Source organism: Streptomyces sp. NBC_00691 (genome assembly GCF_036226665.1).
Classification (GTDB): Bacteria; Actinomycetota; Actinomycetes; order Streptomycetales; family Streptomycetaceae; genus Streptomyces.
The window spans coordinates 488,654-514,249 of the sequence record NZ_CP109007.1 but is presented as its reverse complement, the minus strand read 5'-3'; the positions used below and the strand labels follow the sequence as shown (position 1 = coordinate 514,249).

The 25,596-nt window shown below is 73.1% G+C and carries 18 protein-coding genes and 1 pseudogene; 11 read left to right on the top strand and 8 right to left on the bottom strand.

All coding sequences use genetic code 11. The features are described 5' to 3' along the window. Position 1: 1 nt before the first annotated feature. The 4 genes from OG392_RS02435 to OG392_RS02420 all read right to left on the bottom strand — a co-directional run bounded on the left by OG392_RS02435 (position 2) and on the right by OG392_RS02420 (position 4,783). The gene (locus OG392_RS02435) at positions 2-1,093 is read right to left on the bottom strand and encodes an NUDIX hydrolase (protein ID WP_329275026.1); all 1,092 of its coding nucleotides are present in this window, start codon (positions 1,091-1,093) and stop codon (positions 2-4) included. Positions 1,094-1,221: 128 nt separating this feature from the next. Beyond that, a complete protein-coding gene (locus tag OG392_RS02430) occupies positions 1,222-2,001 on the bottom strand; it encodes a methyltransferase domain-containing protein (protein WP_329275022.1) in 780 nt (259 codons plus the stop codon). Further along, positions 1,998-2,768 carry an NUDIX hydrolase gene (locus tag OG392_RS02425; protein ID WP_329275019.1) on the bottom strand — a complete coding sequence of 257 codons (771 nt, stop codon included), beginning with the start codon at positions 2,766-2,768 and terminating at the stop codon, positions 1,998-2,000. The genes OG392_RS02430 and OG392_RS02425 overlap by 4 nt, the downstream gene beginning before the upstream one ends. After that, positions 2,768-4,783, bottom strand: coding sequence for an ABC transporter ATP-binding protein (locus tag OG392_RS02420; RefSeq protein ID WP_329275016.1), 2,016 nt, complete (start codon positions 4,781-4,783; stop codon positions 2,768-2,770). The genes OG392_RS02425 and OG392_RS02420 overlap by 1 nt, the downstream gene beginning before the upstream one ends. Positions 4,784-5,089: 306 nt before the next feature. On the opposite strand from OG392_RS02420, the pseudogene OG392_RS02415 reads away from it, so the two are divergent. Continuing rightward, positions 5,090-5,293 (top strand): annotated as a pseudogene (locus tag OG392_RS02415) (DUF5713 family protein); the annotation flags it as partial. A gap of 115 nt (positions 5,294-5,408) precedes the next feature. Beyond that, complete coding sequence (locus OG392_RS02410) at positions 5,409-5,831, top strand: DUF6924 domain-containing protein (protein ID WP_329275011.1); 423 nt, start codon at positions 5,409-5,411, stop codon at positions 5,829-5,831. Positions 5,832-5,890: 59 nt separating this feature from the next. On the opposite strand, the gene OG392_RS02405 is transcribed toward OG392_RS02410, so the two are convergent. The 3 genes from OG392_RS02405 to OG392_RS02395 form a co-directional block, all read right to left on the bottom strand. Beyond that, positions 5,891-5,992, bottom strand: coding sequence for a hypothetical protein (locus OG392_RS02405; protein WP_329287026.1), 102 nt, complete (start codon positions 5,990-5,992; stop codon positions 5,891-5,893). A 261-nt stretch (positions 5,993-6,253) separates the two neighbouring features. Next, positions 6,254-6,625: a DoxX family protein gene (locus OG392_RS02400; protein WP_329275008.1), complete on the bottom strand. Its 372-nt coding sequence runs from the start codon at positions 6,623-6,625 to the stop codon at positions 6,254-6,256. Between the two features lie 195 nt (positions 6,626-6,820). After that, positions 6,821-7,894 carry a helix-turn-helix domain-containing protein gene (locus OG392_RS02395; RefSeq protein ID WP_329275006.1) on the bottom strand — a complete coding sequence of 358 codons (1,074 nt, stop codon included), beginning with the start codon at positions 7,892-7,894 and terminating at the stop codon, positions 6,821-6,823. Positions 7,895-8,147: 253 nt separating this feature from the next. On the opposite strand from OG392_RS02395, the gene OG392_RS02390 reads away from it, so the two are divergent. The 8 genes from OG392_RS02390 to OG392_RS02355 all read left to right on the top strand — a co-directional run bounded on the left by OG392_RS02390 (position 8,148) and on the right by OG392_RS02355 (position 20,344). After that, entirely contained in the window at positions 8,148-11,831 is a 3,684-nt protein-coding gene (locus OG392_RS02390) for a S8 family peptidase (protein WP_329275004.1), read from the top strand. Between the two features lie 495 nt (positions 11,832-12,326). Then, positions 12,327-12,728, top strand: coding sequence for a transglycosylase SLT domain-containing protein (locus tag OG392_RS02385; protein ID WP_329275002.1), 402 nt, complete (start codon positions 12,327-12,329; stop codon positions 12,726-12,728). A gap of 455 nt (positions 12,729-13,183) precedes the next feature. Continuing rightward, a complete protein-coding gene (locus tag OG392_RS02380) occupies positions 13,184-14,440 on the top strand; it encodes an NAD(P)/FAD-dependent oxidoreductase (protein WP_329274999.1) in 1,257 nt (418 codons plus the stop codon). A gap of 77 nt (positions 14,441-14,517) precedes the next feature. After that, positions 14,518-15,243 (top strand): DUF1365 domain-containing protein, encoded by a 726-nt coding sequence (locus tag OG392_RS02375; protein WP_329287023.1) that lies wholly within the window; start codon positions 14,518-14,520, stop codon positions 15,241-15,243. Next, positions 15,240-16,589 (top strand): cyclopropane-fatty-acyl-phospholipid synthase family protein, encoded by a 1,350-nt coding sequence (locus OG392_RS02370; protein ID WP_329274996.1) that lies wholly within the window; start codon positions 15,240-15,242, stop codon positions 16,587-16,589. Before OG392_RS02375 ends, OG392_RS02370 begins: the two co-directional genes overlap by 4 nt. Beyond that, positions 16,586-17,410, top strand: coding sequence for a DUF1295 domain-containing protein (locus OG392_RS02365; RefSeq protein WP_329274994.1), 825 nt, complete (start codon positions 16,586-16,588; stop codon positions 17,408-17,410). The genes OG392_RS02370 and OG392_RS02365 overlap by 4 nt, the downstream gene beginning before the upstream one ends. Next, positions 17,407-18,075: an alpha/beta fold hydrolase gene (locus OG392_RS02360; RefSeq protein WP_329274991.1), complete on the top strand. Its 669-nt coding sequence runs from the start codon at positions 17,407-17,409 to the stop codon at positions 18,073-18,075. Before OG392_RS02365 ends, OG392_RS02360 begins: the two co-directional genes overlap by 4 nt. A gap of 244 nt (positions 18,076-18,319) precedes the next feature. Further along, a complete protein-coding gene (locus tag OG392_RS02355) occupies positions 18,320-20,344 on the top strand; it encodes a hypothetical protein (protein WP_329274989.1) in 2,025 nt (674 codons plus the stop codon). Between the two features lie 145 nt (positions 20,345-20,489). On the opposite strand, the gene OG392_RS02350 is transcribed toward OG392_RS02355, so the two are convergent. Beyond that, positions 20,490-23,789, bottom strand: coding sequence for a LamG-like jellyroll fold domain-containing protein (locus tag OG392_RS02350; RefSeq protein ID WP_329274986.1), 3,300 nt, complete (start codon positions 23,787-23,789; stop codon positions 20,490-20,492). 674 nt (positions 23,790-24,463) lie between these two features. Between OG392_RS02350 and OG392_RS02345 the strand changes: the two genes are divergently transcribed. After that, a complete protein-coding gene (locus OG392_RS02345) occupies positions 24,464-25,555 on the top strand; it encodes an ABC transporter substrate-binding protein (protein ID WP_329274983.1) in 1,092 nt (363 codons plus the stop codon). The last annotated feature ends 41 nt before the right edge of the window (positions 25,556-25,596 follow it).

The following is a 25,596-nucleotide window of genomic DNA, read 5'->3' as shown; positions in this document are numbered from 1 at the left end:
CCTACCAACTCGTGGGACCGGCCAGTTCGGTGACGGCTTGCTGTGCGGCCCGGGGGAGGCCGAGGCGGGTGCGGGCCGTGTGGACGGCGGTGAGCTGCGCGGCGGCTTCCGGGCCCCAGTCGAAGAGCTGAAGGACCTGTTCGGGGGTGGCCAGGACGCGGATGTACGTGCGGCCGGTGGCGGGGTCGCTCGGGACGGGGCCGAGGCGGGTGAGCGCCGCGGCGTAGCGGACGCGGACGCACGGTTCGGCGGGGTCGGTCAGATGGCCGAGGTACAGGGTGTCCGCCAGGGTGGCGGCGGCCTCCTCGCGGGCCTCCCGGGCCAGGGTGGTCGCGGCGTCACCGCGGTCCGACGGCTCGGGCGCGCCGCCCGGCAGGCAGGCCGCACCGGTGCCGGGTTCGAGGAGGACGAGCACCCGCCCGTCGGGGGCGAAGAGCCAGCCCCACGACTGGCGGACCGGGAGGGACTCCGGGGCCGGTTCGGGGTGAAACGGCTCGTGGTGCCGGGTGCGGGCGGTGCGCAGGATGCCGGCCCGGTCCAGGACGCCGGGTGCGAGGGGCACTCCGTCCTCCAGAAGCACGGGTCCGGCGCAGTCGACACGGGCGCGCAGCGCGGACAGGGCGCGGCGCGCGTCGCCCGGGGAGAGCAGCCCGGGCAGGTCCGCGGGCTCGACGAACTCGACCGCTTCGATCTCTCCCTCGGCCGGTGTGATCGCGGCGATCTGCTCGTCGTCCCAGACGCCACCGTCGTAGACGTGCAGGATCTCGCCCGGGAACTTCATGACGGCGGGCACCCTCATGCCGGTGGTGGAGACCCAGTCGACGGCGAGCCCGCGCGTGGGGGTCGCCGTGACGCCGAGTTCCTCCTGCAGCTCGCGGGCGGCGGCGTGGGCGGGGGATTCCCCCGCGTCGACGGCGCCGCCGGGCAGAAGACGAAAGGGCCGGTATCCGACACGCTGGACGAGGACCTTCCCGTGCTGATCGGTGATCAGCACGGAGGCCCCGGCCCAGAGCGCGGCCGAGGCGCGCAGCGCGCCGTACTCCTCATCGGTCATCGCGGCGCCGGAAGGCTCGTCGGCGGGGGACGTCGTCAACTTTCTCTCTCCGTTCGGTGAGGTGGTGCCCCGGAGGGCGGTGGAGCAGGACGGACACACTGTCGTCTCAGCTGACGGCGCCGCGTGCGGTGCGCTCCCGGGGCCTGTCGTCCCGGCGCCGGTGGACGTCATGGCATCCGTCGTCCGGGTTCGTGGCGGGCCAGGGTATGGACGAGGCGGCCGAGTCGCCGGTACGGGTCCCGGGTCGATGCCGCCCACTCCGTCCGCAGCGCCTGCGCGTACTCCTCGGGGTCCGGGGCCCAGTCCTCGTGGTGGTCGTGGAAGATCCGCACCCCCTGCCAAGGGAGCGGAACGAGCCCGTGCTCGGCCGCGAGAGCGTCGAGCGACTCGGCCGTGTCCCCACGCGTCTCGATGCCGAGGTTTCCGACGCTCGCCGCGGCACCCTGTTCGATGAGGCCACGCGCCGCCCGGTACTCCCCCCGAAGAGCCTCGCGGAATCCGATCGCGGCCCGGTTCTTCGTGAGGACGCTCAGGACCCCGCCACGGGCGACCAGCCCCGCCAGGCGGGCGATCGCGCCGGCCGTGTCGTCGAGATACATCAGCACTCCGTGACAGCACACCGCGTCGAACCGTTCCCGCTCGAAGGGAAGGCTGTCCACGCCCGCTTCGAGCATCCGGATCCGCGGGGCGAGATCGGGCCGGGAGGCCAGTCGGCGGGCCGCCGCCGCGAGCATCTCCGCGGACGGATCGGCGCCCGTCACATGGTGCCCGGCCGCGCCGAGCCGCAGTGTCATCTCGCCGTCCCCGCAGCCGACGTCCAGGACGCGCGCGGGCCTGCCGGGCAGCTCGGCGAGGAGCCGACGCGCGACGAGGTCGTGACGCAGGCGGCCCCGGGCGCTGAGCGAGTGAGCGGAGTACGCCGCGCACACGGTGGCGAAGTCGGTCAACGCGCCCACCCCGATTCCGTGTAGGGCCGGCCGGCCCGGATCCCCTCGACTGCCGCGCGGGTGTACGGGACGACCGGTTCGGGCAGGCCCTCGGGATTCCACCACTGCCACGCGACGCACTTGTCCGGCTCCCGCAGCTCGGGGGTGCCCTCGAAGCGGGAGGCCCGGAAGAAGAGCTGGATCCTCGGCGGCCGGTCCCCGTCCCGATCCCCGGGCCGGTCGACCACGTGCACCGTGTGGACCAGTTCGAGGTCCTCGCGGTCGATCACGAGGCCCGCCTCTTCGTACGCTTCGCGGACCAGGCACGCGGTCGCCGACTCCGCCTCGCAGTGACCGGCGAGTGCGTGCCACGATCCGCCCGCGTACGCCGAGTCCGGATGGCGACGCCCCAGCAGGATCAGGCCGTCGCGCTCCAGATAGAGGTGGACGCCGACGATGTGCGGGACGGCCCCGGAGGGTGTCGGCGCGGCGTCCTCGACGGCGTACGGCCGCAGGTCGGCGACCTCCGGGCCGGCCTCTTCCCGGAGTGCGCGCCGGGCGGTGTCCGGCAGGGTGCCGTCCTGCGGCGCCCGGCCGCCCCCGAGCAGGGCAGGGTGCTCGTCGGGGTGCTCGGCGAGGTGGGCGGTGACCAGATCGCGTACGGGGGTGGGGGAAGGCGGCATGTCGGACCTCACGGAGAACTCGGCAGGAGGGGCGGACGAGGGGTTCGACTCGCTGACGGGCGGCGACGTCACCACGGAGGGCCTCACCGGGAGGATCTCTGTCATCAGGTGGTCTCCCCGTCGTCCGGCCGGGCGCCGGGAGTCCTCGGCCTCTCCTCGGACCGTACGGGCTGCGCCGGGACGACCGGCCGGACGAACTGGCGGGCCTGCAGCTCGTACGCCTCCCTGAACGCCCCGGTGCCGGTGGCCGGATCCATGAGCTCGGCGAAGGTGCCCCGTTCGGCGACCCGGCCCTCGTCGAGCACGTAGATCACATCGGCGTGGCGGGCGCTCGCCAGGCGGTGGGTGATCAGCACGGTGGTCTGCCCCTTGTCGGCCAACTGGTGGATCTGGTCGAACACCCGCTGCTCGGCGGCCGCGTCCAGGGCGCTGGTGGGCTCGTCGACGATCAGTACGGCGCCGTCACGGTGCCGGGCCCGGGCGAGGCCGAACTTCTGCCACTGGCCGCCGGAGATCTCCTGCCCGCCCTTGTAGCCGCGGGTGAGGAGGGAGTCCCAGCGACGAGGCAGTCCCGCGACGACGTCGTCGGCCCCCGAGTACGCGGCGGCCGGCTCGACGGCCGCGTCGGTCATCGCACCGGACGTACGCCCGATGCCGATGTTGACACGGGCGGTGAACGGCCACCGGAAGAAGTCCTGGGCGACCATCGCCACCCGCGCGAAGACCTGCGCCCGGTCCGCCTCAGCGGTGCTCACCCCGCCCCAGAGGACCCTTCCGCTGTCGGGGAGACGGGCGCCGCTGAGCAGGCTGATCAGTGTCGACTTGCCGGCGCCGTTGCTCCCGACGAGGGCGACGGTCCTGCCGCGGGGGATGACCAGATCGACCTCGGACAGGGAGGGCCTGTCCTTGCCGGGGTAGGTGAAGGTGACCTGTTCGAAGCGGATCTCGTCCACCTCCTCGGGCAGGTCGCGCCCGCCCGTGGGGATGGCGCGCCGGACGGCCTCCGTGCACAGGGTCTCCAGATCGGCGACGAACAGCGCCTCCTCCTGTACGTCCGTGACGCGCAGGACGAGGTCGGTGATGCTGGCCGAGCCGGAGCGGATGGCGAGTACCGCCGTGCCGGCCACGGCGAGGTCCATCCGGCCGTTCCACAGCAGCAGTCCGAGGACCCCGTAGGTGGCGACGGTCGCGAGCCCGCGGGCCGAGTCCGCCAGCACATGGGTGCGGGCGCCGGTCCACGCGAGCCGGGTCTGCTCACGCTCGCTCGTCCGCGCCATCTCCCGGAAGTGGGTGAGGAGGAAGGGAGCCACGTCGTGGACGCGGATCTCGGCCGCCGCCTGCGGGTTGATCAGGAGCTGGCTGATCAGCTTGGCGGCCCGGACGTGCTGGACGAAGCGGTGCCAGCTGACGTACCGGTGCCTGGCCATGGTGAGGGAACCCCAGGCGCTGGGGAGCGCCATGAACGCCAGCAGCGGCAGGAGCGTCCAGTGCAGCACCGCGAGGACACCGGCGGCGGCGATCAGGGAGATGGCCGAGGTGACCACCGCGGTGCAGTAGCCGACCATCCGCCTGGCCGAGTCGGCGCCCCACTGCGCGGAGTCCATCAGCTTGTGGAAGGCGTCGTCCTCGATCGCCTCCAGCTCCACTCTGGCCACCAGCCCGAGATAGCGCTCGGTCGCCACCCGTTGGGCCTTCGGCTCGAGGATCCCGGTCGCGGCGGCCGAGGCCGACTTGCACGCCGATCCGACCACCGCCAACACGGCGACGAGGGCGAGCGAGGGCAGCGCGGCACGGAGCCTTCCGGTGATGTCGCCGGACGCGAGCAGCTCGACGAGGAGGGAGTTGACCGCGATCAGGGAGACTGCCTGAGCGATGCCGCGGGCGATCTCGCAGACGGCGACCGTGACGAACGCCCGCTGGTCGGCCTCGCGCGCCAGCCGGATCGCGACCGCGACCTGTCGCGGCAGCGCGCCGCCCATCTGCCGCAGTCCGAGCTTCAGCCAGGCCCCGTCGTGGCTGCCCCAGCCGTAGTCGTAGGTCAGCTCGCCGCCGAACAGCAGCTGTTCCGAGGGCGAGGGCCCGTCCACCGAGGACGGGGCGGTGGTCATGTCGTCCGTCATCCCCACCACCTCGTATCGGGTCGTGCCGCACAGGAGACGCCGACGGTAGGCCGGGGCCGTACCGGCGCGGTCGAGAGCCGGACCGGAGCGGGCTCGGCGGCGGGAGGAAGGGAGGTCCGGGGATGCGGCAGGGGATACAGGGGATACATGTCAGCCTCTGGGAAGGGGTGCGGCGAGTGGTTGCCAGGCTCAACGACGCTCCCCGTCCTTTCGAACACATGACTTTTGGACGTGCTCCGATCCCTGACTCCAGGCGAAAGTTCGTTCGTTCCGGATACACCGACCCTTGTCGGGGCTGGGTCGGCCGCCGACGCGGCGGTGGCCGAAACGCCGACGCGACGGTCCACGGGGCCTGTGACGGAGAACCTCCCGGCCTCGTGCGCGCCGGCGGGCAGCGAGATCGAGACGGTCGCGCGGGAGGCGATAGCCGAGGACTTCTGGCGCGTCGCGTCGGCCTACGGCTTCGCGGACGCCGACGCGGAGGAACTGATCGCCACGCGGGACTGGTGATCCGAAGGACCGGCGGCGACCCCACGGCGGACGCGCGAGGGGGGAGGGCCTCGCGGCCCTGTGGCGTGGGCGGCTGCTTGTCGTCGGTGTCAGCGCGAGGTGAGAGGATCACCGGATGCCTCTGCCGCAGCCTGATGACCTGACCTCGCTGGTCCTGCGTACCGACTTCGGCTCCGAGGGAGCCTGGGACGCGGTACGGGCCGCACTCGACGCGGCCGGCGAGTACCCCCACGCCACGTATGTCAGCGAGCCTCGCTTCACCGACGTGGGGGTCCAGGCCTTGGTGGACGAGGAGGCCGCCGCCGACGTGGACGACCAGATCGTCTACGTGTTCCTGGCGGACGCGGCCACGATGAAGGATCCGGGCCGCCCGCTCCTGGCCGTGGACCTCGCGGACGAGCCCGGGCGGACGTTCAGGGTGCCCGCGCGGTGGTTCCCCGACGTCTCGACCAACCTCGGCATCGCCAACCTGGACTTCGCGGAGTTCGCCGACGCCACTGACGCGTCAGGGACCTTCCGCGGCTTCGACGAGGGCTGACGCCCTCTCGGTACGTCCGATGCCCTCTCGGTACGTCCGACGCCAGGATGTCCGGCCTCTCAGTGACGGCCGGCGTGAGGGGCGCCGAGCGGGCGGGGGCATCGGCCCCGGCCCAGGACCATGAACTGACCCATCATTCCCTGGTCTTCGTGGTACCGCATGTAGCAGTGGTACATGTACGGGCCGGCCGGATCCGCGTGGTCGGCGAAGCGCATGATGAGCCGCATCGAGGTGCCCGGGGCAGCAGGAGGGTGTCCTTCCAGCCGGCTCGACGACGTCCTGCGCGCGCTGCCCCGTTCACGCCCGTCGTCGAGGCGCTGACGGGCGTGTCGCCCGGCGTGCGGCGGCCGGCGGGCCGATCGGGGCCGGGTGCTCCCGCCCGCCCCCAGTGGGGCGGGCGCGGCGGCCCGGGCCCTGTGACGTCAGGAGTCGGCGCGGCCGATGCCGCGGGCCCACAGGATCAGGGGGATCTGGAGGGGGAGCCGGCCGTAGGCGATCGCCCGGGCCTTCGGTGAGCGGTCTCGCCAGTCGTAGGCCATCTTGACGTTGGCGGGGAAGACGCCGGCGAAGAACAGGGCCGAGGCGCGGGCGCTGGCCTTGCGGGTCGCCGGGACGACGAGCCCGGCGGCGAGGGCGAGTTCCGCGACTCCGCTGGCCTGGGTCCAGGCCCGGGGGCTGCCCGGGAGGGACTTCGGCACAGTGGCGTCGAACTGCTTGGGGGAGACGAAGTGGGCGACGCCCGCGGAGGCGAGCAGGCCGGCGAGCAGGAAGGCGGAGCGGGCGGACCGGGACATCGGATTCCTTCGGGCGGAGGGGCGGTGACGGCGTGAGGGAGGGTAGCGCATACCTTACCGGCCGGTAAGTATGTCGTGCCCGGTCTCCCCGTCGGCCCCACCCGCGACGGCAAGCGGTCGGTGTACCGCGCTGCGGCGAGGCGGGCGACCAGGAGAGCACCCGGCCTTCCGGGCGTCCTCGGCAGGTGAGACCGGTCAGCTGTTCGTCAGCCATCCCCGCTGCGCCACCTGCCACACCAACTGCGTCCTGGTGAGCGCCCCGGCGCGCTGCATCAAGGCCTGGATCCGGCGCTGCACCGTGCGCTGGCTGACCCACAGCTGGGAGGCGATGGCCTTGTCCGCGACCCCGGCGACGATCAGGGAGAGCAGATACCGCTCGTCGTCGGCGAGGTGCACCGCATGGTTCGGGCCGCCGTCGAAGTCGGCCAGTTCGCCGGAGTCCGTGACGTGCAGCGGGGTCGCCGCCGCCCACTGGCTCTCGAACAGGGCGATGAGCGCGTCGAGCAGGCTGCTGCTGTGGATCACCGCGGCCGTCGGCGCACCCGCCCGGTCGGCGGTGCGCGCCGCCCGCTCCACGCCGTCGAGGCCTTCCCCGCTCTCGTACACCAGGGGGCAGATGGCCGTCGAGCTGTCCGCGATCACCAGCCGCACCGGCAGCGTTCCGACGGCCCGGGCCTGCTCGCCGGCGCGGATGCTCCGGGCAACGTTGTCAACCATTCCGGGTCCTTCGAGCAGTTCACGCTCGTAGATCGTCTTGTAGCGCACGCCCCGGGCGAGCAGCTCCCACTCCTCGTCGTTCTCCGCCGCCGCCAGGGCGACGGGGCGGGCCTTGCAGAGCCAGCGCATCTCCTCGGCCCCGTACGCCATGTGCCGCAGCCGCTGCCGGATCACGCTCGCCCCGGTGATCACCTCGACGAGTTGCCCGGCGTCGTGCCGCCGCCCGCCGGCCCGGTACTCCTCGGCGAGCTGTTCCACCCCCCGGCGTGCCGATTCGAGCGCTTCGTGCCCGCGCAGCAGCAGGGGGCGCAGCGCGGCGTCGGGCGCCATCGGCACGTACCGCTCGGGGCCGCCCCCGGGCGGCTCGGCGGCCCGGCCCACCAGGCCCTTGTCGTGGAGGGACGCCAGCAGCCACTCGACCCGTGGCTCGTCGAAGCCCAACTGCGCCGCGATCTCCGCGGTGTCGGCCTCCCGCACGCCGAGGAGGAGGCGGTACACCCGCTCCTCCGCGGCGCCGACCCCTGCTGCCTCCAGCATGTGTCCTTCGCCCATGACGCCTTTCCCCACCCCGGCTGATGTGATCACCCCCGTACCCGGAGTGATCAAATCACAACAGGACCGTCGGAAACGAGGGCCCGCATTACCACGCGGGCACTCAAATGGCCTGTGCCGCAGGCACATTGGCGGCGAGCGGACATGTCGCCTCTTCGCCAGCCGCGGACCGTAGCGAAGATGATCGTTCCTGTTGACTCTTGGTTCCGCCGGACACGGATCCCCCTCCGCCGGCGGAAGGAGTGCCCTCAGCATGCGCAGCAGACGGAGAACCGCACTGCTCGGCTTCGCCCTGGCAGCCACCATGACCGCGGGAGGCATGGCATACGGCGCCACCCCTCCTCCCCCGACCGGCGAGGACGCGGTGACAGCCGCGCCCCGGGACGCCGTCCGCACCACGACGGTCACCCTGGTGACCGGTGACAAGGTGACGGTGGCCACCCGGGCGGGCAGGACCGTCGCCGTCAACGTCACCCCGTACGGGGGCAGCGCCGCCGGACTGCGGACGTACACCGTCGGCACCGACGTGTACGTCATCCCCCGGGAGGTCGAGGCGCTGGTCCACAACGGCCAGGTCGACAAGCGACTGTTCAACGTCACCCAGCTCGTCGCCCAGGGCTTCGACGACGCCCACCGCGCGTCCACCCCGCTGATCGTGCGCTACGACTCCGCCGGCACCCCGGCGCCCGGCGGGACCCGGCTCACCCGCAAGCTCCCCGGCGTGCGCGGCGCGGCCGTCACCGCCGACAAGGCCGAGGGCGACACCTTCTGGGAGTCCGTCGACGACGACAGCGCCCGCGCCGGAACCCCCAGGGCTCGGCTGTCGGGCGGCGTCCAGCGCCTCTGGCTGGACGGCAAGGTCGACGCGCTCCTGGAGCAGAGCGTTCCGCAGATCGGCGCGCCCGAGGCCTGGGCCGCCGGATACGACGGCACCGGCGTCAAGGTCGCCGTGCTCGACACCGGCGTCGACGCCACCCACCCCGACCTCGCCGACCGCATCGTCGAGAGCCGCAGCTTCGTCCCGGGCGAGACCGCGCGTGACGGCCACGGCCACGGCACCCACGTCGCCTCCACGATCCTCGGCAGCGGCGCGGGCTCCGACGGCCGGTACCGCGGAGTGGCGCCCGGCGCCGAGCTGATCGTGGGCAAGGTCCTCGACGACGGCGGCTCCGGTTCGGAGTCCGGCATCATCGAGGGGATGGACTGGGCCGCGCACTCCGGCGCGAAGGTCGTCTCCATGAGCCTGGGCGGCCAGGAGGGCGCCGACGGCACCGACCCCATGTCCCTCGCGGTCAACGAACTCACCGCGCGTACGGGCGTCCTCTTCACCATCGCCGCGGGCAACAGCGGGCCCGGTGCGAGGACCGTCGGCTCGCCCGGTGCCGCCGCCGCTGCCCTCACGGTCGGCGCCGTGGACTCCGGCGACGCCGTCGCGAACTTCTCCAGCCGGGGCCCGCGCGGCGACGGCGGCCTCAAGCCGGAGATCACGGCGCCCGGCGTCCGGATCGTCGCGGCCCGCGCGGCGGGCACCACGATGGGCTCGCCGGTCGGCGACCTCTACACCACCGCGAGCGGCACCTCCATGGCGACACCGCACGTGGCGGGCGCGGCGGCGATCCTCGCCCAGCGCCACCCCGACTGGTCGCCCGCGCGACTGAAGAGCGGGCTCATCAGCACCGCGAAGACCACCGCCGACACCTCCGTGTACGCGCAGGGCGCCGGTCGCCTCGACGTGGCGCGCGCGGTCCGCCAGCCGGTGTCGTCCACCGGCACGGTCGACTTCGGCCTGCGCGGCTGGGACGACACGGCCTCGGTCGAGAAGACGATCGCGTACGTCAACGACGGCGACGCCCCGGTCACGCTGGCGCTCTCGCTGGCCGACGCGGGGGAGACCCTTCCGGCCGGCACGCTCGCCCTCGGCGCCGACTCGGTGACCGTCCCCGCGCACGGCACCTCCGAGGTCGCCGTCACCCTCGACAGCGGCAAGGTCACCACCGGCTCGCACGGCGCGCACGTCACCGCGCGTGCCACCGACGGCACGACGGTGACGACCGCGGTCGGCTTCGGCCGGGACGTCCAGCGCTTCGACGTCACGCTGAAGGTCCTCGACCGCGACGGCAAGCCGACCGAGGGCATCGCCGCGATCACCGACACCTCCCTGGACAGGGCGGTGCTCCCGGAGACCTACCCGGTCGGCGCGGACGGGACCGTCGTGGTGCGGGTGCCGCGCGGCGAGCACTCCTTCATCGCGGAGATCTTCCACTACAGCCCGGACTGGAGCGTGCTCCACGAGTACACCTACGGCGCCCAGCCCGGCACGCTCGTCGACTCCGACCGGACCCTCACCTTCGACGGCTCCAAGGCGGGCCGCGTCACGATGGCCACGCCCCGCCCGTCGGAGACCAACCGCCTCCGGGTCGGCATCTCCTCCCGCTCCTCCTCGCAGCCCCTCGTCCAGGACCGTGAGACCTGGATCGGCGGGGAGACCGCCGTCTACTCGGTGCCGTCGGCGACGACCGACGCCGGCCTCTTCGAGTCGCGCGTCGGCTGGTCCCTGAGCGCCCCCGCGCTCTCGGCCCGGCTCGCCGGACACGGCGGCCGTGCCGTCGACGTCTCCTACTTCCAGGGCTGGACCGGCTCCGCGCGCTTCGACGGCAGCCGCACCCTCCGGGTGGCCAGGCCGGGCGAGGACGTCCGGGGCAGGCTCGCGCTGGTGAAGCGGGACTCCGCCACCACCACGTACGCGCAGGTCGACGCGGCGGCCGACGCCGGAGCTCTGGCCGTGCTCGTGTACAACGACACTCCTGGCAGCTGGCTGGCGGGCAACTGGAGCCCGAAGGAGACCCGGATCCCCGCGATGACGGTCTCCGGCACCGAGGGCGAGCGGCTGCTGGCCCTGACCGGCGCCCGGATCACCTTCTCCGGCACGGCTGTCAGCCCGTACTCCTACGAACTGCTCAAGTACCGAGCCGGCGGCATTCCCGCGGACCAGCGCTACCGCGTCCGTGCCGGTGAGCTGGCCACGGTCGACTCCCGGTTCCACGGCACGACCGCCGGAGCCGAGGCCGGATACGGCAGGCTGATGCACGCGCCGATGCAGCCCGTCGCGAACTTCGCCTTCGGGCGGACGACGCTCCAGCGCACCCTGACCGAATACGTGTCCACGGGCCTGCGTACCTACGAGGCCATGAAGCTCGGCCCCGTCTGGAAGGCGGGCGGCACCTGGCAGCTGACGGCCGCCACGACGTTCACCCCCGGCCAGCAGGTCCGCCGCGACTGGAACAAGGCCGTCGTCCGCACCGCGCTTCCGATCGCCCTCGACGGCGCCGCGGTCCGCGACGGCGCGGTCGCCGGGATCATGGCGGCGGGGCTGCTCGACAGCGGCTCCGGGCAGTGGACCGTCATGGGCAACGGCACCGACAAGGAGCTGACCACGGTCTACCGGGACGGCACGCTGCTCGGCACCGCGCCCTCCGCCGCCGTCGCCTTCCCCGTGGTCCCGGAACGAGCCGGGTACCGCGTGGTCACCGACGTACAGCGGGAGGAGGCCGGCTGGACCACCTCCACCAAGGTGCGCACGGACTGGCGCTTCCACTCCGCGCAGGGTGAGGGGCGGACGCTGCTGCCCGTCCTGTCGGTCGACTACCGTCTCGGGACCGACCTGGCGAACAGCGCCCGGACCAGGTCCCGCACGACGGTCGGCCTCGGCGTACGACACCCCAAGGGCCTCGTCGGCCCGGCCGTCACCGGGGTCAGGCTGTGGGCCTCGTACGACGACGGTGCCTCCTGGCGGGAGGTGCGCCTGGACGGCCGGCTGAACGGCGCCATCGACAACCCGGCGGCCGCGGGCTTCGTCTCGCTGCGGGTCACCGCCACCGACGCCGACGGCAACTCGGTCGACCAGACGGTCACACGGGCCTACCAGGTCCGCCGCTGACCGCACGGCAGCGGGAAGGCCGGGGCACCCGCGCGCGGGTGCCCCGGCCGTGTCGTGCGAGCCCCGGCCGTGAAGCGTGGGTGCCCCGGCCGTGTCGTGTGCCGACCGGCGCGGCTGCCGGGAGAGGCCCAGGTCACATTCGGCCCCCTTCCGGGGGGCCCGCGGAGTGAGGCGCCCCACAGGACCTAGGTCACCTACGACGTGGAATAGGAGAAGGTAGGGACCTGTCTGAATCACCGCAGACCGGGGTGTGACCTGGCAAAACTCACATTCCGGTGGGGCGGGGCTTTCGGCGCGGGTCCGAAACGTCCTCGTACCGGGGGTCATTGCGCCGGGGTCCCACGGCTGCTTCTCTGGTGGACGTCGCCAGGCAGGCAGCGCTCAGCGCAGCCCAGGCCGGCAGGCCGATCCCTCCGGATCCGGACCTCCCGGGCTCTGGTTCCGGCTTGCCGGGAACGCCCGGCGCGCCCCTTGTCCCCGACGTTAGGTCGCTTCGTGTTCCGCTCGCTCTCCACTCGTGTCTCGTCCCGCAAGAAGACCTTCGCCGTCTCGGCAGCCGTGCTGCTGGGCGCCTCGGGCGCGGTGCTCGGCACGACGTCGGCGGCCTCGGCCGCGAGCCCGCAGGACCTTGCCAAGCAGATCGTCCCGGCCTCCCAGTACGCCTCGTTCAGCAAGATCGTCGAGCACGAGTCCGGCTGGAACCCCGCCGCGACCAACTCCTCCAGCGGCGCCTACGGACTGGTCCAGGCCCTCCCGGCCTCGAAGATGTCCTCCGCCGGCTCGGACTGGAAGACGAACCCCGCCACGCAGATCAAGTGGGGCCTCGACTACATGAACGAGCGCTACGGCTCCCCGAACGCCGCCTGGTCGCACTGGCAGGCCAACGGCTGGTACTAAGAGTCACCCGCCGCACCACGCAGAACCGCAGGGCCCCGCCTCCCACCGGAGACGGGGCCTCTTCGCATGCCCGGAGGCCCCGCAGGCACCGCCGCACCCCGCCCCGCCGGTCCGTACCTCCGCCGTTTCCTCGGCCGGAGCCCCGTCGCCTGCGCGAACGACGCACAAACGCTGCGCCTTGAGGCGGCGGCACCGCGCGCCGGAGCCTGAGGGGGCGCAAGCATCCGCCGCGCACCGGCACGGGGAGGAGGCGTCATGGACACAGCGTTCACCGTCCACCGCCCGGGGCTCCTCGCGACCGGCGAGGAATCACCCCTCTCACGGACCGGCGGACCGCGGTGCCCGCCCCGGGGCGCGAAACCCGCACCCATCCGGACGGCCCACCGCACCGAACCACCTACGGGGACGCTCCACGCGATCGGTGCGCGGACGCCCCGCGACACGAGGGGGAACAGATGAACCGGCGGACTGTCGCGGTCGTCGGGGCGGGAGTGGCCGGCCTGACAGCCGCGCACGTGCTCTCGCGGAGCCACGACGTCGTGCTGTACGAGGCGGACGCCCGGCTCGGAGGCCACGCCCACACCCACGAGGTGCCGACCCGCGGCGGCGGAACCGTACGCGTGGACACCGGATTCATCGTCCACAACGAGCGCACCTACCCGAACCTGCTGCGCCTCTTCCACGAGCTGGGTGTCGTCACCCAGGACGCCGAGATGAGCATGTCCGTGCGGTGCGACGGCTGCGGCCTGGCCTACGCGGGCGCCCGCGGCCCGCGCGGTCTGCTCGGCGGCGGCAACCTGCGCAGGGGCCGTCACCTGCGGATGCTCGCCGACGTGCCGCGCTTCCACCGCGCGGCCCGGCGACTCCTCGCCGCGGGGGACGACAGTCAGACCTTCGGGACGTTCCTGGCGAGCGGCGGGTTCTCGCCGTACTTCGTCGGCCACTTCGCCATCCCCCTGGTGGCCGCCGTCTGGTCCTGCGCCCCGGACACCGCGCTTCTGTACCCGGCGGCCTACCTCTTCCGTTTCCTCGACCACCACGGGCTCCTCTCCACCACCGGATCGCCGCAGTGGCGGACCGTCACGGGAGGTTCCGCCGCGTACGTCGAGAAGGTGGCCAAGGGACTCGCCGCCGTCCGCACCACCACCCCGGTCCGCGCGATCGAACGGGGCACCGACCAGGTCCGCGTGACCACCGACGACGGCGAGTCCGAGGTCCACGCGGCCGTCGTCATAGCCGTCCACCCCGACCAGGCCCTGCGGATGCTCGCCGACGCCACGCCCGACGAGCGCCGGGTCCTCGGCGCGTTCACCTACTCCCGCAACCCCACCGTGCTGCACCGGGACACCACCGTCCTGCCGCCCGCTCCGCACGCCCGTGCCTCGTGGAACTACTGGCTCCCCACCTGCGACGCGCGCCCCGAGGCCGTCAAGGTCAGTTACGACATGAACCGGCTCCAGCGCCTTCCGGTGGACGAGCCGCACATCGTGACCCTCAACGGGGACGGCCGCGTCGACGAGAGCACGGTGCTCGCCCGCATGGTGTACGAGCACCCGGTCTACACGCCCGGCTCCGTCGCCGCCCAGCGCGAACTGCCCGCTCTCGCGACGTCCGTGACCGCCTTCGCCGGTGCGTACCACGGCTGGGGGTTCCACGAGGACGGCTGCCGTTCCGGCGTCGAGGCGGCCCGCGCCCTGGGGGTGACCTGGTGAGCACCGACCGCGCCCCCACCGCCGCAGGAACCTCACCCGCCGCAGCTGCGCCGACCGTCGCGCCCGGGACGCCCACGGTGCCCGCGCTCTACCCCTGCGAGGTCGCCCACACCCGCGTCCAGCCGGTGCACCACGCGGTGCGGCAGCGCACGTACCTGTGGCTCGTCGACCTCGACGACCTCCCCCGGCTGCCCCGCCCGCTGCGGCCGCTCGCCCGCTTCGACGCCCGCGACCACTTCGGCGGCCGAGCACCCACCCTTCGTGCGGGTCTCGACGCCTACCTCTCGTCCCAGGGCGTACGCGACGCCGACGGACGGGTGGTGATGCTCGCCCACGCGCGCGTATTCGGCCATGTCTTCAACCCGCTCACCCTGTACTGGTGCCACGACCGCGCCGGCGCCCTCGTCTGTGTCGTCGCCGAGGTCCACAACACCTACGGCGGGCGGCACTGCTACCTCCTGCGTCCCGACGCCGCCGGACGCGCGGACGTCGCCAAGGACTTCTACGTCTCCCCGTTCTTCGACGTCGAAGGCTCCTACCGGATGCGGCTGCCGCTGCCCGGCGAGCACCTCGACCTGACCGTCCAACTGCGGCACGGCGACGGGAGCAGGCCCCTGACCGCCACTGTCCGCGGCCGCCGCCGGCCGGCGGACGCACGCGGCCTGCTCGTCTCGGCGCTCCGCCACCCATGGTCCACCGCCGCCGTCAGCGCCGGGATCCGGTGGCACGGAATCCGTCTGTACCTCAAGGGACTTCCCATCCGTCCCCGTCCCGTCCCGCCCACCCGAGAAGGCATGCTGTGACCGTCACCGACCCGCAGGCCGCCCCCCGCGCCGCGGCCCCCGGCCGTCCGTTCGTCGATCCCGAGCGCTGGCCCGATGTCGCCCGCCTCCCGCGCGCCTCGGCCCTGCGCACGGCGATCGCCCGGCGCGTCCTCGCCCGCGCCTTCGCCCGGCTGCCACTCCGCCTGGGCCCCGACGCCCCGCTCGGCATAGTCCCCCGCCCCACCACCGGTGAGACCGCCCCGCCCGGCAGCGCCCCCCACCCCACCGGTCGGACCGGCCCGCCCACCCTGACGCTGCACGACCCCGCCGCCTTCCACCGGCGGATCGGCGCCGACGGGCTGATCGGCTTCGGCGAGTCCTACATGGCCGGCGAGTGGGACAGCGACGACCTCGTGGGCCTCCTCACCGTCCTCGCCGCTCACGTGGACGACCTCGTACCCGCCCCGTTGCGCCGCCTCCGGGGGGCCTGGGTGCGCCGCCGCCCGACCCGGGACCGCAACACGCTCGAAGGCGCCCGCGACAACATCCAGCGGCACTACGACCTGTCCAACGACCTGTTCGCCCGCTTCCTCGACCCGAGCATGTCCTACTCCTCGGCCGTGTTCGAGACCCTCCCCGCCACGCCGGACGCGTTCACCGCGGCCCAGCACCGCAAGATCGACCGCCTCCTCGATCTCGCCGGTGTCGGCCCGGGCACCCGGCTCCTGGAGATCGGCACCGGCTGGGGCGAACTCGCGCTGCGCGCCGCGTCCCGGGGAGCCGACGTCCTGACCGTCACGCTCTCCGAGGAACAGCGCGCGCTCGCGATGCGGCGGATCGCCGAGGCGGGCATGGCGGACCGGGTGCGCGTCGAACTGCGCGACTACCGACAGGTCGAGGGCCGGTACGACGCCGTGGTGAGCGTCGAGATGATCGAGGCCGTCGGCGCCGAGTACTGGCCCACGTACTTCGCCGCCCTGCGCCGCCTCCTCGCGCCCGGCGGCGCCGTCGCCCTCCAGACCATCACGATGCCGCACGAGCGGATGCTCCACACCGCGCGCACCCACACCTGGATCAGCAAGTACGTGTTCCCCGGCGGCCTCATCCCGTCGCCGGACGCCCTCGGCCGCGAGAGCGCCGACGCGGGACTGCGCATCACCCACGACGACGGCTACGGGGAGCACTACGCCGAGACGCTGCGGCTCTGGCGCGAGACCTTCGTCCGGGAGGCCGAGGCCGTCGGGGAGCTCGGCTTCGACCGGGTCTTCCGCCGCATGTGGGAGCTGTATCTGGCCTACTCCGAGGCCGGCTTCCGCGCGCACTACCTCGACGTGCGTCAGCTCCGCCTGGTCCAGGCGGATGCCTCCCCCGGAGCCGGCCGATGAACTGGTCGGCGCTGGCGATGAACCTGGCCGGGTCGGCCGCGACGGCCCTCGCGGTCATGCTGGTGACCTTCGTGATCGGCTCGGTGAAGGGCCTCCACCGGATCGTCGACATCGCCTGGGGCGTGGCGTTCGCCGCAGTCGCGGTCGTCACCTGGGTGCTCTCGGACGGGTACGGGGACGACGTCCGCAGGCTCGCGGTGACCGCCGCGACCTGCGTGTGGGGGCTGCGACTCGCCCTCCACATCGCCCACAGGGCCCGGGGCCACGGCGAGGACCCCCGCTACGCGAAGATGCTCGCCAAGGGCTCCGGCCATCCGGCGCTCTACGCCCTGCGCACCGTCTACCTGCTCCAGGGCGCCCTCGTCTGGCTCGTCTCGCTCCCCGTACAGGCGGCGGCCTATCTGCCCGAGGGCCCCGACCCCCTGCTCGTCCTCGGCCTCGTCCTCTGGGCGGCGGGCCTGGCCTTCGAGGCGGTCGGGGACCACCAGCTCGCCCGCTTCAAGTCCGACCCCGCGAACCGGGGGCGGATCATGGACCGGGGGCTGTGGAGCTGGACGCGGCACCCCAACTACTTCGGCGACTTCCTGGTCTGGTGGGGGCTCTACCTCACCGCCTGCGCGAGCTGGCAGTCCGCGCTCCTCTGCCTGGTGTCGCCCGTGGTGATGAGCGGCCTGCTCATCTGGGGGAGCGGCAAACGACTCCTGGAGGCCCATATGGCGCACCGCCCCGGTTACGCGGCCTACGCGGCCCGCACGAGCGGCTTCCTGCCCCGCCCTCCGCGCCGGCCCCGTCCGCCGGCGCACCGGAGCCAAGCCCGATGACATCCGAGGCCGCCCCGGCGGCGCGCGGCAGCGTGGAGGGCCGACTCGTCGTGCGCGGGGCCCCGGCCGTCCCGGCGGCGGCCGTGATCCTGTTGCACGGCGGCCGCTCCGAGGGTCTCGGGGTCCCGCCCCTGGTCAACCTGCCCGCCCTGCGGATGCGCCCGTTCGCGACGGCCGTGACGCGTGCGCTCGCCGGCCGGGACGTGCTCGTCGCCGAGCTGCGCTACCGGCACCGGGGCTGGAACGGCGGCCGCCGCGACGCGGCCCGTGACGCGGAGGCCGCGCTCGCGCGGCTGCGGGAGCGGGCCGGGCGGATCCCCGTCGTCCTCGTCGGCCACTCGATGGGCGGCCGCGCCGCGCTCAGCGCCGCCGGCGATCCCCTGGTCCGGGGTGTGGTGGCCCTGGCACCGTGGTGCCCGCCGGGGGAGCCCGTCGCGCACCTCGCGGGACGCGCGATCTATGTGCTGCACGACGAGACCGACCGGATCACCTCGGCCCAGGAGTCCTGGGACTTCGTCCGCAGGGCCCGGACGGCGGGCGCCGAGGCGGTCGGCATCCCGATGCCCACCGGAGGGCACGCCATGCTCCGCGGCGCCGCCCGGTGGCACCGCCGCACCGCCGAACTGACCGCGGCGCTGCTGCCCCGGGCCGAGCCGCGCGGCTGAGCCCCGTGACGGAGACCGGGCCGTCGAGCCGGTCGCGGCCCGAACGGTACCAGGGGCCGGTCGGGTGCCGGAGCGGCCGCGCACCCCGGACGCCGCACGGGAGCCCTCGTGGTGACGACGTGTCGGGTCCGGCCCGCCCCGCGCAGGACGACGCACGAACGACGCGAGTCCGGCGCGTACCTGGGGGGACCCTCAGAGCAACCGTCCGAGGTGACCGCACCGCCGCCGCCTCGTTGGCACAGTCATGCAGTCGCACGACACTCTTCCCAGCAACGCCATATCCCCTTCCCCGCTTCCTCGTCCCGGGCGGACCGAGGCCGAGGCGGCGCTCGTCGAGCACTACCCACGGCTCGTCCGGATCGCCCACCTGATCCTCCCGCCCGCCCTCGGCCGCCACCGCCGCGTGCTCGTCGCGCACGCGCTCGCGCAGAAGTCCCTCGCGGGGGCGGCCCCTTCGCGCCCGGGCCGCACCGTGCCCGCTCAGCGCGGTGAGGCGGGACCGGTCCTCGCCTGGCTGAGGGAACGCGTCGTGGCGGCCGCGCTGCGGGCGGCCGTCCACCCCCGGTGGTTCCACGGACGGCATCCGCTTCCCGCCGTCCTCGGACTGCGCCTCTTCCCCCGGGTCGGCGGCGACGACGAGCTCGCGCTGGAGTCCGCGCTGGCCGCGGCGGACCCGGAGGTCCGGGCCGCCCTGGCCCTGCGCGTCCTCGAAGGACTCACCGCGCAGTCCGCCGCCCGCCTCCTCACCGCTGTCGGGGTGTCCTCGGCGGACGAGGCCCTGCGGACGGCCGAACGTCTCCGCGCCACCGTCGGCGCGCCTGCCGAATCGCTCCTGCGCGGCGTCGAGTTCGATCCCTGCAGTGTGCAGGCCAGGCCCACGGACCTGCTCCGCCGCCGACACCGGACGAGGCTCACCGCCCTCGCCGCCGTCATGGTGTTCGCCGCCTCCGCCGTCGTCGTCCTCGCCCGGAGCCCCGAGTCGGCCGCGCCCGCGCGGGTGCCTCCCGCCACGGTCCTCGCCGGGGCGGCCGACGCCGGGCTCCTGCTCCGTACCCCCGGCGAACGGTGGGCCGACACCGCGCGGGTCGACCTCACCGCGTGGCCCGCCCGAGGCTCGCGGACCGGCGATACGGCCCTGCTGTCCCGGGCTCTCGACGCCTGGGCGCGGGGCGCGGACGGCCGGTCCGGCGCGAGATCCGGCGACCGGGCCGGAGACCGGTCCGGCGTGCGGATGACCGCCACGCCGGGCACGCCGACCACCCCACCGGCGACGCCGGTGCGGCTGCTCTTCGCCGGCCGGGTCGACCGCTCCTCCGTCGTCCTCCTGCACGACGGAGGGCGGCTCGTCCGGTACGCCGAGCCGCTCACCGGCGGGGGAGACGCGGTCGTCGAACTGGCCCGGGCCGATGACGCGGACGTGACCACCGGCGCGGCCGTGGCCGTGAGCAGGACACCTCTCGGAGCGCGGTTCCTGCTCGCCCCGTGGATCGACGAGAGCGCGGTGCGCGACCTCCTGCGTCCTGACGTGCCCGCCCGGCGGTTGCCCGTGTCCGAGGACGGCGTCACCGACCCCGTACCCCTGGGTCCGGGCGACTGCAGCCGGGTGTCCGCACTGCAGGTGCGTTCGTCCGGCAGGATCGTCGAGGACCATTCCTTCCTGCTGGCGGACCTCGGGGAGCTCGCGCCCGCGCACCTGACGTGGACCCCGGCGCCGGGAACCGGGGCTCCCGCGCGCCAGCCCCGGGAGGCGACGTCGGCGGCGGGCCTCGCCGCCTGGGCCCGGTCGGCCTGCGGGCTGTTGGGACTGCGGGGAACCGGCGTACGCGCCGTGAACCGTTGGGAGTTCGCCCGGCAGGACCTGCCCGAGCGGGCCGGCCGCGCCACCTGGACGTGCACCCGCGTGGACGGCTGGGACGGGCGCGGCCGCGTCACGGTGGGATGGGAGGGGCCGGACAGGGACCGCCCGCCGACGCCGGTACGGGTGCCGGGTCCGGCTCCCGCGGACACGGCGGCGTGCAGTCGCTTCGGCCAGCACATGCTGGCGGGGACCTACTGGACGGCTCCGTCCGGAGTCCGCTACTACCTCGCCGCCGGAAGCCGTGCCCTGACCTCGGTCACCGCCGGCGGTGCCGTCTCCGCCACGGCACGGGGACCGCTTCTCGCCGTCCGCACGAACGCGTCCGGCGCGGTCCGGCTCACCGGCTCGGTGGCCGGCTCGGGCGAACTCCGGGGCTGGGGTGAGGAGGAGAGGAGTTCCGGCGGTTCCTGACGCGATCTCCTCACCAGGCCGCCGTCCCCCTCGCCCGGTCGCCGCCGTCGGGCGGACACGGGGACGCGGCGCCGCCCCGTACGCCGGCCGGAGAGGCCGGCGCACGGGGCGGCACTGTGCGCGGGTAGGGACGCTCGGCGCGCCGCTACGGCTTCTGCTGCGCGTGGAGGGCCGCCACCTCCTCGGAGGTGAGTGCCTTGTCGAAGGCGCGGACCTGGTCGACCGAGCCCTTCCAGAAGTCGACGTTCCCGCCGCCCCACTTGGCCCGGCCCACGGACAGCGGCCCGGTGCCGACGTCCGCGGGACCCGAGGCGGCCGTCGCGACCAGGGCGCCGTCGACGTACAGCCGGATCTCGTTCTTCGCGGCGTCACGGACACCGACGAGGTGGTACCAGCGGCCCGTCTCGGGGGTGGTGACATAGCGGGCGCGGTTGCCGCCGGGCGTGCTGAAGGCGAAGGCACCCTGACCGTACTGCAGGTAGAAGGGGTTCTCCTGGCGCCGTCCGTCCTGGCTGACCACGGTCGCGTAGTTGCCGGGGAGGGAGTCGAGCGTCGCCCAGGCCGACACCGAGTAGCTGGTGGTGGTGTCGATCACGGGGCCTTCGGTCTCGGCGTACTGGCCCTGTCCGTCGAACTTCAGCGCGCTGCCGCTCACTCCGGGGGCCCAGGTGGTGCCCTCGGAGAGCCTCAGGTCCTCGGCGTTCGGGCCCGCGTCCCGTGACGTCGTCCCGGTGCCCTCGTCGAGGGCCCAGGAGCCGCCGCCCTTGAGCAGGTCGCGCTCGCCCGCCGCGGCGCCGGCCGCGATGACCTTCCGGTTGATCTCACGGACGCGCACCGGGTCGACCTTGATCTCCCTGCGGTCGTACGTGTACAGGCCGTTGAGCTCGTTCTCCAGGTCGGAGATCTGGGTGTAGATCGAGCCGGAGAGCTCCGCCCCGGCAGCCTCCAGGTAGTACTTCTCCGTGTTCTCGACGTACTTGCGGGTGAGCGCCTCCTTGTCGGCGACACCGCTGTAGATCACGGTCGGCGCGCCGGGCCACATGTGGCCGGGGGCCCGGAGGGTGAAGCCGCCGTGCTCACCGTCCATCGCCGCGCGCCGGGCGTCGGGGAAGGCGGGGTCGGTGTTGTTGTAGTCGTGATGGTCGATGATGTCGCCCTTACCCGAATCCCCCTTGGAATTGCAGCAGTTGACACCGCTGTGGGCGTTGACGACACGGGACGGGTCGGCGGCCTTGACGGATTCGGCGATCCGTCCGGTCTCCTCGCGGTTCCACTCGCCCCAGCCCTCGTTGAAGACGATCCAGCCGATGACGGAGGGGGAGCTGTGGTGCTGGCGCATCATCTCGCGGCCCTGGTCGACGAAGGCCTTCCGGCCCGTCTCGTCGGTGAGGTCGCCCGATACGAAGTCCTGCCAGACCAGCAGGCCGAGCCGGTCCGCGTGGTAGAACCAGCGCGGCGATTCCACCTTGATGTGCTTGCGTACGGCGTTGAAGCCGAGCTTCTTGTGCGCTTCGAGGTCGAAGGAGAGGGCCTTGTCACTGGGCTGGGTGTAGAGGCCGTCGGGCCAGAACCCCTGGTCGAGGGTGGCGAGGGAGTAGACGGGCTTGCCGTTGAGCACCAGCTTCTGGAAGCCGCCGACCTTCTCGATCGCTATCTTCCGCATGCCGAAGTAGCTCTCGACGGTGTCGGTCGACCGGCCCTGGACGAGCTTCACGTCGAGGTCGTAGAGGTACGGGTCGTCCGGGCTCCAGAGCCGCTGGTTCGCCACGGGCAGGCGCAGCCGCGTGTTGGCCGGACCGCTGACCCGGCCGACGACCTTGCCGCGCCTGTCCCTGGCGACGGCCTCGACGCGCGCTCCGGACGTGGCGTCGTCGGACGCGACGGTCACGGCCAGGCTGCTGGTGTCGATGTCGGGGGTGGTGACGACGTCGTCGATGGAGACGGGGGCGACCGGTTCCATCCAGACGGTCTGCCAGATGCCCGACGACTGGGTGTAGAAGATGCCGCCCGGGTTGGTGGACTGCTTGCCGGTGGGCTGGTCGCGGCCACCGGTGTCGGTCACCGCGACGACGACCTCCTGCGGTCCGGTCCCCACGACCGCGTCGGTCACATCGGCGCTGAAGGCGTTGTATCCGCCGGTGTGCTCGGCGACCTGCCTGCCGTTGACCCAGACACGGGCCTGGTAGTCGACGGCGCCGAAGTTGAGCTTCAGGCGGTTGTCCTTGCCGCCGGTGCCGATCTTCCAGTCCTTCGGCACGTTCACGAGCTTGCGGTAGAACATGTGGTCCTCGTGCCGCTCGACGCCGGAGAGCTGCGACTCGACCGGGAACGGCACGATGATCTTCTCGTCGAGGTCCTTGCCGAAGGCCGGCTGCTCGCCCGCGTCGGCGCCGGCGAACTGCCAGGGACCGTTGAGGTTCTTCCACTTGCCGCGTACCTGCTGCGGGCGCGGGTACTCGGGCAGCGGGTTCTTCTCGTCCAGCCGGTCGCCCCACTCGGTGGTGAGCCGGTGGGTCGAGGTGTTCCTCGCGGAGCGGAGGATCTGCGGAACCGTCTCCCCGCCGTTCTTCAGACCGCCCTTCCCGTCGTAGTCGACCCTGACCTGCTGGCCCTTCTGGACCGGTTCGGAGAGGGTGACGAGGACGGAGTGACGGTCGTCCGGAGCGACCGTGACCGAACGGATCGGCATGGGCGTGGTGTCGGCCTCGACCGTGAGGTGGTCCTTCACGGCGGCGAGATCGGAGACGTCGCCGTCGAACCGCGCGCGCAGCCGGCGGCCGCTCTCGTCCACCGTGAGTTCGACGGGATAGACCTCGAAATCGGCGGGCGGGGTGAACGCCGACTCCGGTACGAGCTGCTTGGCCGTCGTCGGTGTCGACCAGCGCAGGAACATGTTGGCGCCGCCGACGTCCTGGAACATCTCCAGCCGGAAGTCGTGCTTCTCACCGGCGGTGAGCCGGATCGAGGCGCTGGTCTGTTCCTTGTCCCAGTCGGGGATCCAGTGGTCGATGACCGGCTGTCCGTCGATGAAGAGACGGAAGCCGTTGTCGCCGATTCCGTAGAACGTGTAGTCGCCGGTGGCCGGAGCCTCGATCCGGCCGGTCCAGCGCGCCGTGGTGTGCTCGGTGCGGCCGGTGAGGTTCTGGAAGGTGCCCGTGAGCCCGGAGAAGTTGACCTGCGGGTCGAGGGACGTGCCGCCGAGCGTGGCGAAGTCCCGCGCGCCGGGCGCGGACATGCTGAAGTACTCGCCCTTGAGGCCGTGCACCTCGATGGCGGCGTTCTCGGCGGAGGCCTTCTCGGTGCCGGCGGCGCCTGCGGCGCTCGTGCCTGGGGGCTGTTCCGCGGCCGAGGCGGTGGGGAGCAGGATGCTCGTGGGCAGCACCAGGGCCGCCGCTGTCAGGAGGGCCCACATTCTGGTGCGGGGGCGGGGGTGTCGTCGTGTCATCGAATCTTTCCTCGGGGCGGAGGGGAGTCGGAGCCGGTGCGGGGAGGGCATGACGGCTGAACCGCCGTGCGGGGTCGCGGATGGGCGGGGTGACGTGGTGACGTGAGGAGGTGCGTGACGTGAGGAGGTGCGTGACGTACGGACGTGCGTACGTCGCGGCGGCCGGAGTACGCCCGAACGGCCGACGTACGGCGGTCGCGCGGCCCCCGCCCGGCCGCTCGGGCGGTCGCTCGGGCGGCGTCGGGCCCACGGACTGCCGAGCCCGACTGGGTGCGGGCACGGAGTGGCCGACAGGTGGGCCGACCGTCATTCCAACGTTGGAAATCGGCGTGCAGCGGAATGACAGCACGCCGTCCGGCGCCTGTCCACCCCCCTCGCGCCCTTCCGCCGACCGTTCGTCACCACGTGGACGCCGTCGCGCGGTTGCCGCGTGAGAGCGCGTTCAGGAAACGTCGTGCCGAACCCTTGCCGTGCGCTCCACGACGCGGTTATAACGTTGTAAAGCCGCAGACGCCGCCCCGTCGCACGAAGCGCGTCGAGGTCGAGTCTCCCCAGTTCAGGCTTTGCGTCGGCCAGGTGGGCACAGCCCTCCTGACGTGCTGACAACGTTTCCCGATCCCCGCGCGACCGCACGCCACTCGGCGGTGCTGTCCCCCGCCAAGGAGTGTCTTGACATGACCCTTCCGAAGAGATCCCGCGCGCTCTCCGTCGCCTGTCTCGTGGTCGCCACCACCACGCTGGCGCTGAGCGGCTGCGCCAAGTCCGAGACCTCCGACCAGGCCGGCGGTGACAGCAGCCAGGGCGCACAGGTCGTCCAGACCCCCACGGCGTCCGCGGCCACCGGCACCGGCTGCTCGCTGACCTCGTACGGCGCGCCGAAGCTGGACCTCAAGAACACGGTCGTCGGCTTCTCCCAGTCGGAGAAGGAGGCCAATCCGTTCCGCATCGCCGAGACGCAGTCGATCAAGGACGAGGCCGCGAAGATCGGTGTGAAGAAGCTGCTCACCACCAACGCCCAGTCACAGCTCTCCAAGCAGATCAGCGACATTCAGGACATGCTGGCCCAGGGCGCGCAGTTCCTGATCGTCGCGCCGCTCAACTCCGACGGTCTGGAGCCGGCCCTCCAGGCGGCGGCCGCGAAGAAGGTGCCGGTCCTCACGATCGACCGCAAGGTCAACGCGACGGCCTGCAAGGACTATCTGGCCTTCCTCGGCTCGGACTTCGTCGAGCAGGGCAAGCGCGCCGCCGACGCGATGATCAAGGCGACGGGCGGCAAGGGCAAGGTCGCCATCCTCCTCGGCTCCTCCGGCAACAGCGTGACGACCGACCGCACCAAGGGCTTCGTCGACCAGGTCGCGGCGCAGGCGCCCGGGATCGAGATCGTCGCCCAGCAGACCGGCGAGTTCGCCCGCGACAAGGGCCAGCAGGTCATGGAGCAGCTCATCCAGTCCAAGCCCGACATCACGGCGGTCTACGCGGAGAACGACGAGATGGCCCTGGGCGCCGTCACCGCGCTCAAGGCCGCGGGCAAGGCCCCCGGCAAGGACGTCAAGGTCGTCTCCATCGACGGCACGCGCAACGCCGTCCAGGCCCTCGCCAACGGCGAACTCAACGCCGTCATCGAGTCCAACCCCCGCTTCGGGCCTCTTGCGTTCGCCACCGCCCAGAAGTTCTACGCGGGCGAGGGCATCCCCGAGGACGTCATCATCGCGGACCGCGCCTACGACCCGGCCAACGCCAAGGCGTCCCTCGGCGGGGCGTACTGACGCCGCGCCTCCGACGCCGCCGGTCGCCGCGCCCGCGGGAA